Source organism: Dyella sp. 05T440 (genome assembly GCF_056395965.1).
In genome coordinates, this window is the sequence record NZ_JBFTKN010000008.1 from 110,508 (window position 1) to 122,008 (window position 11,501).

Sequence of the window (11,501 nt, forward strand, 5' to 3'; positions counted from 1 at the left end):
GCGCGACTCAACGAAGCGACCCACACCCCAACCACCCCATCAGCCCATGCAGCGACGGCACCTGCACCAACCACGGCCCCGCCATCGTGATCACGCCAGCCAGCAGCACGAACGTTGCCACACCTCGTCGCGCACCCGCATGCTGCGTCCACCGACCCACACGCGCACCGGACCACGTGAGCGGCACCATCACCAACCAGGTACCCAGGCCGAAGGCAGCCATGGTGACGCCGCCATTCAACGCATTCGCCTGCAGCCATGCTCCCGCCAGCATCGTCGCGCTGAGGCCACACGGCATCCATCCCCACAACATGCCCGCAACGATGCGACGCTGCGCCGTGTTCGCGGGAAGCAGGCACCGCTGCAAAGGCTGCAGCCATCGCCACAGCTGCACTCCCGGGCGTCCCAGCAACCGCAAGCGCCCTCGCTGGTCCAGCAGACGCAACGCCGCCAGTACCAGCACCACGCCCATCATCACGCGCGTAGCGATCACCAGCGCATGCCACTCGAACAATCGCAACACGCCATCGCCGATCCCGCCGACCAGCGCGCCCGCCAGCACATAGCCCAGCACGCGGCCAGCATTCAACTGCAGCGACGCGAGCAGTCCATGACGCGGCGACCACACGGAAAACCCGGTTGCGATGCCGCCGCACATGGCCGCGCAGTGCATACCGCCCACCAAGCCGGTCAATAACGCCGCCGAAACGGCGAGCACGTCAATCGACATCGGCGTCCCTGGAGGCGTGCGGCGCATCAGGGCGCGCATCGTCGCGCAGGATATCCAGCGCAGGCGTATCTATATCGTCGAATTGCCCTTTGCGGACGGCCCACACGAAGGCGCCAATCGCAAACGCAAGCAGCATCAAACTCAGTGGCACCAGCATGAGCAGGATGATCACGGCGTCACACCCGCCTTCGCTGGCCGCACCAAACGCAACGCATTGAACGTCACGGCCAAGGAGGATGTGGCCATGCCGAGTGCGGCCAAGGCAGGCGTCACATGCCCAGTGATCGCCAGAGGCAGCGCGAGCAAGTTGTAACCCACGGCCCAGGCGAAGTTCTGGCGGATGATGCGCTGTGTCCGCCGCGCCAGCACGATGGCAGCGGGAATGCGCAGCAACGATGGCGAGGTCAACACCATGTCGGCCGCGCGCTGCGCCAGCGAGGCACCCTCGCCCATGGCAATCGACACATCGGCGCCGGCGAGCACCGGCGCATCGTTCAGGCCGTCTCCCACCATCGCCACGATGCGTCCTTTCGCCTGCAGCGCACGCACCAGTGCCAGCTTGTCTTCCGACGACTGGCGCGAATGCGCCTGGCCGATCCGCAATTCGCGCATCAAGCGCTGCACCGCTGTGGCGGCATCGCCGCTGGCAAGATGGATCTCGACGCCCAAGATGCGCAGCGCCGCGATGGTCTCCGCTGCACCAGCGCGCACGCTCTCTTGAAGACAGAACCTGGCGACCGCTCGCTTGCCGTCACCCAGCCAGAGCTGGCCGTCGTCGTCACGAGAGGCTGCAAACGAGGCTCGGCCGAGTCGCCACCACGTTCCTTCGATATGGCCCTGGACGCCGAGTCCCGTGATTGTGCGCACGTCCTGGGCTTGCAGCGATGTGGTGATGCCGGCAAAGGCCTGGGCAATGGGATGGCCACTATCTCGCTCCAGTGCGGCCGCCATCTGCAGAGCAACAGCGGACGAGATATCCCCAAAGGTCTGCACGTCGCCCACGGCGAGCTGCACGCTGGTCAGCGTGCCCGTCTTGTCGAACACCATGTCGCTGACACGCGCGAGATGCTCCAGGCCTCCCTCGCGGATGGAGAGCACGCCTAGTCGCGCCAAGGCGCCGTGGCTTGCCGCCAGCGCGGTCGGCACTGCCAGTGACAGCGCACATGGGCAACTGACCACCAGCAGCGACAGCGTGACTTCGAACGCTCGCGCCGGCTCGTGGATGCGCCAAACGCTGTAGACAATCACCGCCAACACGATCAACACCGATACGAACACGCTGCCGATGCGATCGGCGACGCGCGCCAGGCGCGGTCGTTGCGATTGCGCCTGCTCGACCAATCGGGCCAGCTGCGACAATCGCGTGGCAGCACCGATCCGGGTCACTTCGATACGCGCGGGAATCTCGCGACATACGGTGCCTGCATAAATCGTCGCTCCCGGCGCGCGAGTCATCGGCCGCGACTCACCGGTAAGCAGCGCCTCCTCGAACGAGGCTTCCGCACCGAGCAGGCACCCATCGGCAGGCACCACTTCGCCCACGGCTACGCAGACGATATCGCCCACCTGCAGTGACGCCACGGGCACGGACTCCCTGCTGCCGTCAGCGCGCTCGCGCACCGCCAAGGTGGGACGTGCTCGCGCAAGCGCATCCACCTGCGCACTGGCGACGCGGCGCGCGCGCTGCTCCAGCAGGCGCGCCGTGAGCAACAGAAACACGAACATCGTGGCGGCGTCGTACCAGATCTGCGCGCCGCCACGGGCGGTTTCCACCATGCTGGCGAAGTAAGCCAACAGCGTCGAGCTGGCGATCAAGGTGTCCATGCCCGGATGGCGCTGCCGCAGCTCGCGCCAGCAGCCCTGCAGAAATGGCCAACCGGAGAAAAACACCACGGGCGTGGCGACCAGCAAGGCGACCCAGCGGAAGAAGTCGCGTGTCGGACCGGCCATGTGATGGCCGAAATCCAGATACAGCGCCTCGGAAAACATCATGGTCTGCATCGCGCCAAGACCGGCGATGCCCAGGCGCATCAGCCATCGGCGCTGTTCGGCCACGCGCTCGCGTTCGCGCGCAGCGCCGGTGGCCAGATACGGGCGATAGCCGAGCATCGCCAGACGTCCGAGCAAGTGCGACAGTCGAACCCGCGCTGGATGCCAGCCGATGCGGATGCGCCCGGTCACTGCGTTCGCACTCGAGTCGAATACGCCCGGCTCACGCCGCAGCGCCTGATCGATCAACCACGCGCATGCGGCGCAACGCATGCCATCGGTCAACAGGGTGATTTCAAGCCCGCCGGCCACGGGCACCGCGTGTTCGCCGAGCAGGTCGTCGCGGTCCCAGCTGGCCAGATCGGCCATCTCTTCGACGCGCGTTGCTGCCGCGCTGCGCAGACGGTAGTAGTCGCCGAGCTCGGATTGGCCAATCCACTCCGCCGCCGCACCACAGCCGTGGCAACAGAAGCCGCGCAGCTCGCCGTCGACCTCCTGTTGCACAGGAGCGAGCGGCAGCGTTTCGCCGCAGTGGTAGCAGAGGAGTGCCCGACCGGACGGGTCGGCGTCGACGTCGCGGTCCACGATCAGGGCGTCAGGCGTATCGCTCGCGCCTGCGCCGTCCAATGTCCGTGCAGCGACCAGGCCTCATTGTCCGGGCTCAATTCCACCGCCCAGGCTTGCCCGCCGTCCAGCGAACCGACGCCGCGCCAGCCCAGTTCGCTGGGCGATAGTTCAATCATGCGTTCCGCAGCGTGCGAGTCGCCAGCCCGCAGCGTCAGTCGCAGCTTGCCGCCACGCGGGAAGTCGCCGTCCATGGGCACGGCTTCGATCATGTCGCCCTTCAAGCGAAGCACCAGACCCTTGGTGGCGACTTCCGTGGAGGGCTCATCGTGCGCCGATACCAGCAGCTTGCCGACTCGCGTGGCCTGCGTGATGGTGTCCATGTCTTCGCGACCGGGACGCACGGCCGCAAACAACAAGGCGAAGCCGATCGCCACGGAAGCCAGCGGCAGACCCACCAGCATCCACACCATCGGTTCGCGCCAGGTACTGCGTGTCTGGTTCATGGCAAAGGTCCAAAGAAGCTGCTTTTGACGTCGACACCGACGTTCGCGTCGAGGTCGCGCACGTGGAAGGTCACCTCATGGCGGCCGGTGATGTCCGCCGCCGTCGTGACGGTCAGCGGCACCGAAAGCACCTCGCCGCTCTCGGCACGCACGGCTTGCACGCCACCGCCCAGTCGCAGGTCGGGCAGATCAGCCGAACTCACGTCGATCGCGAAGTGGTGTGGCGTTTGCGCCTTGTTGACCAGCTTCAGCGTGTAAGCATTCTGGATGTCGCCGTCGGCATCCTCGCTGTACATCGCATTGCGATCGCGCAGCACTTCAGCCATCACAGGACTGCGATGGGTGACGCCATAAAACCAGCCGCTCATCAGAGCCAGCAGCAATGCGCCATAGGCCAGCACACGTGTGCGTACGAGTCTGGCCGGCTTGCCATCGATCTGGTTCTGGGTGGTATAGCGAATCAGGCCCTGCGGATAGCCGACCTTGCCCATCACCTCGTCGCAGGCATCAATACACGCGCCACAGGCAATGCATTCGTATTGCAGACCGTTGCGGATATCGATGCCGACCGGACACACCTGCACGCAGATCGTGCAATCGACGCAGTCGCCCAGCTCTTCCAAAGAAAACTTGGGCAACGGCGCAGCCTGTTCGCCCAGCGCCGCGAGCGTAATCGTGCCACAGGCCTGCGCGCGATGATCCGCGGCGGAAGGATGCTGACTGGCGCGGAACACATAGTCGTAGGCCGTGACGGTGTCGAGCAGCCCGCGCGCCCGGCTCAGCACACTGGCAAGACCACGCTTGCGCGGACCGCGTGGCTCGCCGCGCATCGGGTCATAGGCGATGAGCAAGGTGTTGCGGTCGAACATCGCACTCTGGAAGCGCGCGTAGGGGCACATGTACTTGCAGACCTGCTGCCGGAGGAAGCCGGCATTGCCCCAGGTGGCGAATGCATAGAACAGGATCCAGAACGCTTCCCACCCGCCCCATCCCAAAGGCGTGCGCCGCGCCAGCTCGCCGATCGGACTGAAGTAACCCACGAAGGTGAAACCGGTCCACAGCGAGAACACTGCCCATAGCGCGTGGCGCGCGCTCTTGCGCAGGATTTTTTCGCGCGTCCATGGCGACGCATCGAGCTTCATGCGCTTGTTGCGATCGCCTTCGCACCAGCGTTCGATCCACAGCGACACTTCGGTCCATACCGTCTGCGGGCAGGCGTAGCCGCAGAACAAGCGACCTGCCAAGGCGGTGAAGAAGAACAGCGCCAGCGCCGCGATGATCAACAACACCGAAAGAAACAGGAAATCCTGGGGCAGGAATAGCCATCCAAACACATGGAATTTTCGGGCAGGCAGGTCCAGCAGGACGGCCTGCCGCCCCTGCCAGGTCAGCCAGGGAAAGCTGTAGTACATGCCCAGCAGCCAGATAACCGCTGCCACCCGCAGACGGTTGAAACGGCCCGAGACATCGCGCGGATAGACCTTGCGTTCGCTGACGTAGTACGAATCGCTCCCGTCATCGATGACCTGGAGCGGAATGCGGCGACTCATGGTGTCTTACCCGAACGTGGAAGTGATCGCACCGCACGACTCGGGCGCAGCAGGATCCAGGTGAACAGGCTGGACGAGGCCGTCGCCAGCCAGATCAGGAAGAAACCCAGCGTGTAGCCGAGTTCACGTCCGATCTTCAACGCGGGAAAGGTGATGTCGCGCAGGGCGATCGGATCGATGAAGGCAAAGAACACCACCGTCACCACACCAGCCACGAAGAAGCTTGGCCAGAGCAAGGCACCCAGACTCTGCGCGACCGGCGCGGGCTGGTGTCCGTGGGTGACGGTGGTATTCCTGTCGATCATTCGGCGACCACCGCACCCGCGGGTGGCGCATCCTTGTGGGGCGACAACGTCCATACATAAGCACCGACCAATCGCGTGCGCGTATCGCCAAGCACGGGCTTCCACGCAGGCATGACGCCCTGCCGGCCTTCGTTCAGCGTTTTGTGCAACGAGGCCTTGCTGCTGCCGTAGAGCCAATAGCTGTCGCTCAGGTCGGGGGCGCCCACGATTTGGTTGCCCTTGCCCTGGGGACCATGGCAGGCCACGCAGATCGTCTGGAACAGCTTCTCGCCGCGCTCGCTTGCCTCGTCCCTGGCTTGCGTCGGCTTGGACAAGGACAACACATAGGCAATGGTGTCGTCGACGGCCGTCGGGCCGCCTTGCGCGGTAAGCGTGGTCGCCCAGGCGGGCATGACCGCCTGCCTGCCCTCCTGGATCGTCTCCAGGATGCGATGCGGTGTGCCGCCCCAATGCCAGATGTCATCGGTCAGATCGGGAAAGCCGGTGGCGCCGTGGCCGGTCGAACCATGGCAGGCCGCACAGCGATTGATGAAGATCGTGCGCCCCATCGCGACCGCCTGCGGGTTCTTCGCCAGCACGTCGATGGACTGGCCGGCATAGAGCTTCAGGGCGTCGTCCAGGCGTGCGTCTTCGGCCGCCGACTCCAACGCCCATTCCTTGTGCGAGCTCCAATGTCCCAGGCCCTGCAACGTGCCGACGCCGAACCAGATCAGGTAGCCCACGGCGAACACGATGGTGATGTAGAACAGATTGATCCACCAACGCGGCAGCGGCTTGTTGTACTCGGTGATATTGCCGTCCCACACATGGCCGGTTTCATCAGGCTTGGGATCGGTGGGGCTACGGCGCGTATTGGCGCGCAACAGCCACACGCAGCCGACCAGGTTGGCTACCACGATGGCGATGACGTACCAGGTCCATCCGGAAGTCATGCGATTTCCTCCTTGTCATCTTCCAGCGGCATTTTCGCGGCGGCGTCCATCGCCGGCTTCGTGGCCGGACGCCAGATCCAGATGCAGGCGCCGACAAAAAGCACCAGCAGGAATGCGGTGATCAGTCCAGGAACCATGTCACTCCGCTCCTTCGGCAGCCTGCATGTCGGCCTGCGACACATGCGTGCCCAGCGCCTGCAGATAGGCGATCACCGCATCGAGCTCGGTCTTGCCTTCGACGGCCTTGGCCGCGCCTGCGATGTCTTCTTCGCTATACGGATCGCCGATGCGTTTTAGCGCACGCATGTGCGTGGCCACTTCCTCGCCGTCGAGCTTGTTGTCCGCCAGCCACGGATAACCGGGCATGTTGGACTCGGGCACGACGTCGCGCGGGTTGTGCAGATGCGCGCGATGCCAGTCGTCGGAATAGCCGCGCAATCCCACGCGGGCGAGATCCGGACCGGTGCGCTTGCTGCCCCATTGGAACGGATGGTCGTAGACCGATTCGCCCGCCAGCGAGTAATGGCCGTAACGCTCGGTTTCAAAACGCAGCGTGCGCACCATCTGCGAATGGCAGTTGTAGCAGCCTTCGCGGACGTAGACGTCGAAGCCCGCCAGCTGCAGCGCGGGATACGGCTTGACGCCCGGCAACGGCTTGATCGTTTCGGCCTGGAACATCAGCGGCACGATTTCGGCGAGACCGCCAAAGGAAACGGCAACTGCCACCAGGATGGCCATGAGGCCGATGTTCTTTTCGAGTTTTGCGTGTGTCTGGCTCATGTCTGTTCCTTCAGGCACGGGCGTCGGCGGCATCGGGCGCCAGCAGCGGTTGCGGCTCGGTGCTCGCGGCGGCCAGGCGGAACGTCTTGAACACGTTCCAGCCCATCACCAGCATGCCGGACAGCACGATCAAGCCGCCGCCGATGCGCACGAGGTAATACGGCTTGGTGGCGTTGAGCGCTTCGACAAAGGCATAGGTGAGCGTGCCGGTGTCAGGATCGGTGGCGCGCCACATCAGGCCCTGCGTCACGCCGGCAATCCACATCGCGGTGATGTAGACCACCACGCCGACGGTATGCAGCCAGAAATGCAGATCGATCAGCCTGGTCGAATACATCCTGGGCAGGCGCAGCAGGCGCGGCAGCATCGCGTAGATGGAGCCGATGGAAATCATCGCGACCCAGCCCAGCGCACCCGAATGCACGTGGCCGATGGTCCAGTCGGTGTAGTGGCTGAGCGAGTTGACCGTCTTGATCGACATCATCGGTCCCTCGAACGTGCTCATCATGTAGAACGAGAGCGAGACGACGAGGAACTTCAGGATCGGATCGGTGCGCAGCTTGTACCAGACGCCCGACAGCGTGAGGATGCCGTTGATCGCACCGCCCCACGAGGGCGCCAGCAGCACCAGCGAAAACACCATGCCCAGGTTCTGCGCCCAGTCGGGCAATGCGGTGTACTGCAGGTGATGCGGACCGGCCCACATGTAGATGGCGATCAGCGCCCAGAAGTGCACGATCGACAGTCGATACGAATAGATCGGGCGATCGGCCTGCTTGGGCACGAAGTAATACATCATGCCGAGGAAGGCGGTGGTCAGGAAGAAACCCACCGCGTTATGGCCGTACCACCACTGCACCATCGCATCCACCGCACCCGAATACACCGAGTACGACTTCATCGGGCCGGCCGGAATGGCCAGATGGTTGACCACATGCAACAACGCAATGGTGATGATGTACGCGCCGTAGAACCAGTTGGCGACGTAGATGTGCTTCACCTTGCGCTTGACGATGGTGCCGAAGAACAACACCGCATACGCCACCCACACGATGGTGATCAGGATGGCGATCGGCCACTCGAGTTCGGCGTACTCCTTGCCCTGGGTATAGCCCAGTGGCAACGAAATGGCGGCGGCCACGATCACCAGTTGCCAGCCCCAGAACACGAAGGCGGCGAGCTTGTCGGAGATCAGGCGCACATGGCAGGTGCGCTGCACGGTGTACAGGCTCGTGGCGAACAGCGCGCAACCGCCGAACGCAAAAATCACCGCATTGGTATGCAGTGGGCGCAGTCGGCCGTAGCTGAGCCACGGGATATCGAAATTGAGGGCGGGCCAATACAGCTGGGCAGCGATGAAGACGCCCACCAGCATGCCGACCACGCCCCAGACCACGGTCATCACGGAAAACTGCCGTATGACCTTGTCGTTGTAACTCCCCTCGACGCCCACCATGAAGCCCACTCCTAGGCATAACTGAACGGAAGGGAGTCTGGGGGCCGGGCGGAAGTGGCCAATTGATCTGGATCAATGGCGACGCCGTCATCGCCTGCCGCGGTTTGTCGCAGGCGGGCGCGGCAGCGAGGCTGAACGCCCACCCTGGTCTAGACATCTCTATATCGCGAGAAAGAGATATATACTCTCGCCCAACGCCACCGCAGGGACCATCCCGATGTCGAGCATCAGCTTTGAGTTCTTCCCGCCCAAGACCGACGAACAGCGCACGCAGCTCGACCAGTCCGCGGCGCTGCTGAAGTCCCGTGCGCCCGAGTACGTCTCGGTGACGTTTGGTGCAGGCGGGTCAACGCTGAGCTACACCGGTGAAACCGTGCACCGGCTGCACACGACCCACGGGCTTAGCGTGGCGCCGCACCTTTCCTGCGTGGGCGGCACGCGCGCGGAGCTGGGCGCCCTGCTCGACGACTATCGCGCGGCCGGTTATCGACGCATCGTCGCACTGCGCGGCGACCTGCCCTCGGGCATGGCCACGCCCGGCGACTTCCGTTACGCATCCGAACTGGTGCGTTTCATCCGCGAGCATTCGGGCGATCACTTTCATATCGAAGTGGCCGCGTACCCGGAAATGCATCCGCAGGCCGACGATGCACTGGCGGACCTTCGCCATTTCAAGGCCAAGGTGGACGCCGGCGCCGATGGCGCGATCACGCAGTACTTCTTCAACGCCGATGCCTATTTCCGCTTCGTCGACGACGTGCGGCGTCTTGGCGTGAAGGTGCCGATCGTGCCCGGCATCATGCCCATCTCCAATTATTCGCAGCTCAAGCGTTTCTCCGATGGCTGCGGTGCCGAGATCCCGCGCTGGATCGCCAAGCGCATGCTGGCCCACGGTGACGATGCCGCTTCGATCCGCGAGCTGGGCGCCGACGTGGTGGCGCAAATGTGTCGCCGGTTGCTGGAAGGCGGCGCGCCGTCGTTGCATTTCTATACCTTGAACCGCGCACGTCCCACGCTTGCGATCCTCGACCGGCTGCACGGATAGGCAACGACATCGGGCGTAAGCTCGATGGATGAAGCGAATCGGCTGCGCGCTACTGCTGTTCCTGTTGCCGCTCTGCGCGATGGCGCAGGACGGCATTCATCGCTGCATCGGCGCGGACGGCAATCCCCTGTTCACCGATCAGCCGTGTGCCGCCCTGCAGGCGACGCCGGTGAATACGCCACCTGCGGCCACGAAAGCACCGGTGACGCAGGACGTCTCGACCCTCGGCGCCAGCACGCCGCCGCCGGTGAGCTGCGCCACGTCGGTAGGCGCGCTGCGCCAGGGCATGATCGACGCGTTCGCTGCGCGCGATCCCAATCGACTGGCCGGGCTGATGATCTGGAACGGCTACGGCCGTGATGCCGTGGTTGCAGACATCCGCTCGCTCGGTTCGCTGATGCAGCGTCCCTTGCTCGATATCGGCACGGCGTCGGAAATCGACGACTCACCGCCGCCCCCCAGCGACGATCCACTGTTGAGCTCGCCCGCCGCCGAGGCGACGCGGCCCCCTTCCTCATCGAGCGGCGACCAGCAACTGGTCGTACGCACGGCATCGGGGGACGCCAGCGGCGTGGCACGCGAGACCCGCTTCACGGTGGTCAAGCGCTCCGGCTGCCTGTGGTTGCGCGCTTCGGGCTGACCCGCATTGGTGCTGCGCAAAATCGCCCATGCCGCCGCCGCGGTATCATGGCGCGATTTTTCCCCGGAGATCCCCCATGGCGCAGCAGTACCCCGATTGGATCTGGCAGAACGGTGCCATCAAGCCCTGGCAGGACGCCACCACGCACGTGATGGCGCATGCGCTGCACTACGGCTCGTCGGTGTTCGAAGGCATCCGCAGTTATGCCACGCCGGACGGCGCGGCGATTTTTCGCCTGACCGACCACCTCAAGCGCCTCTACCAGTCGGCCAAGATCTACGACATGGTCGTGCCCTACTCGCAGGACGAGCTCGCTGCAGCCTGCCGCGACGTGGTGCGCAAGAACGGCCTCTCGGCCGCCTACCTGCGCCCGGTGGCTTACCGCGGCCTGGGTGGTTTCGGCCTGTCGGCGGAAACGCCCATCGATGTGGCCGTCGCCGCCTGGCCGATGGGCCCGTATCTCGGTCCGGAGGCGTTGGAAAGCGGCATCGATGCCTGCGTGTCGAGCTGGCAGCGCTTTGCGCCCAATACCATTCCGGCCGGCGCCAAGGCCGGCGGCAATTACCTTTCCGGCCAGCTGATCGCGCGTGAAGCGCGCCGCCTGGGCTTCGGCGAAGGCATCGCCATGGCCTCCACCGGCCTGCTCAGCGAAGGCGCGGGCGAGAACCTTTTCCTGGTGTTCGACGGCGTGCTGCACACCACTCCGGCCAGCGCATCCATCCTTGCCGGCATCACGCGCGACTCGATCAAGACGCTGGCCCGCGAGGACGGCATCGAAGTGGTCGAGCGCGATATCCCGCGTGAATACCTCTATTTGTGCGACGAACTGCTGATGTGCGGCACGGCCGCGGAGATCACGCCGATCCGCGCGGTGGACGGCAAGCAGATCGGCAGCGGCAAGGCCGGCCGCGTGACGCGTCGCCTGCAGGAGCTGTTCTTTGGCCTGTTCAATGGCAAGACCAACGACCAGTGGGGTTGGCTGGAGCCGCTTTGAGTTTTTGAAG

13 protein-coding genes are annotated in these 11,501 nt (G+C 64.6%); 3 read left to right on the forward strand and 10 right to left on the reverse strand.

Features of this window, described 5'->3' with window-relative positions; translation table 11 throughout:
• Positions 1-7: 7 nt before the first annotated feature.
• From AC1DE1_RS12370 to ccoN, 10 genes are read right to left on the reverse strand one after another with little or no spacing between them, the layout of a single operon-like run.
• Positions 8-730 carry a sulfite exporter TauE/SafE family protein gene (locus AC1DE1_RS12370; protein ID WP_477175000.1) on the reverse strand — a complete coding sequence of 241 codons (723 nt, stop codon included), beginning with the start codon at positions 728-730 and terminating at the stop codon, positions 8-10.
• Entirely contained in the window at positions 720-902 is a 183-nt protein-coding gene (gene ccoS, locus AC1DE1_RS12375; RefSeq protein ID WP_477175001.1) for a cbb3-type cytochrome oxidase assembly protein CcoS, read from the reverse strand. Before ccoS ends, AC1DE1_RS12370 begins: the two co-directional genes overlap by 11 nt.
• A complete protein-coding gene (locus AC1DE1_RS12380; protein WP_477175002.1) occupies positions 899-3,304 on the reverse strand; it encodes a heavy metal translocating P-type ATPase in 2,406 nt (801 codons plus the stop codon). Before AC1DE1_RS12380 ends, ccoS begins: the two co-directional genes overlap by 4 nt.
• A 2-nt stretch (positions 3,305-3,306) precedes the next feature.
• Positions 3,307-3,789: a hypothetical protein gene (locus tag AC1DE1_RS12385; protein WP_477175003.1), complete on the reverse strand. Its 483-nt coding sequence runs from the start codon at positions 3,787-3,789 to the stop codon at positions 3,307-3,309.
• Positions 3,786-5,339, reverse strand: coding sequence for a 4Fe-4S dicluster domain-containing protein (locus tag AC1DE1_RS12390; RefSeq protein WP_477175004.1), 1,554 nt, complete (start codon positions 5,337-5,339; stop codon positions 3,786-3,788). Before AC1DE1_RS12390 ends, AC1DE1_RS12385 begins: the two co-directional genes overlap by 4 nt.
• Positions 5,336-5,644, reverse strand: a complete 309-nt coding sequence (locus tag AC1DE1_RS12395; protein ID WP_441604437.1) for a hypothetical protein — start codon at positions 5,642-5,644, stop codon at positions 5,336-5,338. The genes AC1DE1_RS12390 and AC1DE1_RS12395 overlap by 4 nt, the downstream gene beginning before the upstream one ends.
• Positions 5,641-6,576, reverse strand: a complete 936-nt coding sequence (gene ccoP / locus AC1DE1_RS12400) for a cytochrome-c oxidase, cbb3-type subunit III (protein ID WP_477175005.1) — start codon at positions 6,574-6,576, stop codon at positions 5,641-5,643. Before ccoP ends, AC1DE1_RS12395 begins: the two co-directional genes overlap by 4 nt.
• Complete coding sequence (locus AC1DE1_RS12405) at positions 6,573-6,713, reverse strand: cbb3-type cytochrome c oxidase subunit 3 (RefSeq protein WP_477179103.1); 141 nt, start codon at positions 6,711-6,713, stop codon at positions 6,573-6,575. Before AC1DE1_RS12405 ends, ccoP begins: the two co-directional genes overlap by 4 nt.
• Position 6,714: 1 nt before the next feature.
• Positions 6,715-7,356, reverse strand: coding sequence for a cytochrome-c oxidase, cbb3-type subunit II (gene ccoO / locus AC1DE1_RS12410; protein ID WP_477175007.1), 642 nt, complete (start codon positions 7,354-7,356; stop codon positions 6,715-6,717).
• Positions 7,357-7,366: 10 nt separating this feature from the next.
• Positions 7,367-8,812: a cytochrome-c oxidase, cbb3-type subunit I gene (gene ccoN, locus AC1DE1_RS12415; protein ID WP_441604441.1), complete on the reverse strand. Its 1,446-nt coding sequence runs from the start codon at positions 8,810-8,812 to the stop codon at positions 7,367-7,369.
• A gap of 217 nt (positions 8,813-9,029) precedes the next feature.
• Here ccoN and metF point away from each other — a divergent pair, with 217 nt between their 5' ends.
• From metF to AC1DE1_RS12430, 3 genes are all read left to right on the forward strand, one after another.
• A complete protein-coding gene (gene metF / locus AC1DE1_RS12420; RefSeq protein WP_441604442.1) occupies positions 9,030-9,857 on the forward strand; it encodes a methylenetetrahydrofolate reductase [NAD(P)H] in 828 nt (275 codons plus the stop codon).
• Positions 9,858-9,885: 28 nt separating this feature from the next.
• Positions 9,886-10,497 (forward strand): DUF4124 domain-containing protein, encoded by a 612-nt coding sequence (locus AC1DE1_RS12425; RefSeq protein ID WP_477175008.1) that lies wholly within the window; start codon positions 9,886-9,888, stop codon positions 10,495-10,497.
• A gap of 76 nt (positions 10,498-10,573) precedes the next feature.
• On the forward strand, positions 10,574-11,491 hold the full coding sequence (locus AC1DE1_RS12430) for a branched-chain amino acid transaminase (RefSeq protein ID WP_441604444.1): 918 nt from the start codon (positions 10,574-10,576) through the stop codon (positions 11,489-11,491).
• Positions 11,492-11,501: the final 10 nt, after the last annotated feature.

Coding starts and splice junctions, on each gene's coding strand:
- AC1DE1_RS12370 (WP_477175000.1), bottom strand. CDS start 730: ATGTCGATTGACGTGCTCGCCGTTTCGGCGGCGTTATTGACCGGCTTG.
- AC1DE1_RS12385 (WP_477175003.1), bottom strand. CDS start 3,789: ATGAACCAGACACGCAGTACCTGGCGCGAACCGATGGTGTGGATGCTG.
- AC1DE1_RS12390 (WP_477175004.1), bottom strand. CDS start 5,339: ATGAGTCGCCGCATTCCGCTCCAGGTCATCGATGACGGGAGCGATTCG.
- AC1DE1_RS12395 (WP_441604437.1), bottom strand. CDS start 5,644: ATGATCGACAGGAATACCACCGTCACCCACGGACACCAGCCCGCGCCG.
- ccoP (WP_477175005.1), bottom strand. CDS start 6,576: ATGACTTCCGGATGGACCTGGTACGTCATCGCCATCGTGGTAGCCAAC.
- AC1DE1_RS12405 (WP_477179103.1), bottom strand. CDS start 6,713: ATGGTTCCTGGACTGATCACCGCATTCCTGCTGGTGCTTTTTGTCGGC.
- ccoO (WP_477175007.1), bottom strand. CDS start 7,356: ATGAGCCAGACACACGCAAAACTCGAAAAGAACATCGGCCTCATGGCC.
- ccoN (WP_441604441.1), bottom strand. CDS start 8,812: ATGGTGGGCGTCGAGGGGAGTTACAACGACAAGGTCATACGGCAGTTT.
- metF (WP_441604442.1), top strand. CDS start 9,030: ATGTCGAGCATCAGCTTTGAGTTCTTCCCGCCCAAGACCGACGAACAG.
- AC1DE1_RS12425 (WP_477175008.1), top strand. CDS start 9,886: ATGAAGCGAATCGGCTGCGCGCTACTGCTGTTCCTGTTGCCGCTCTGC.
- AC1DE1_RS12430 (WP_441604444.1), top strand. CDS start 10,574: ATGGCGCAGCAGTACCCCGATTGGATCTGGCAGAACGGTGCCATCAAG.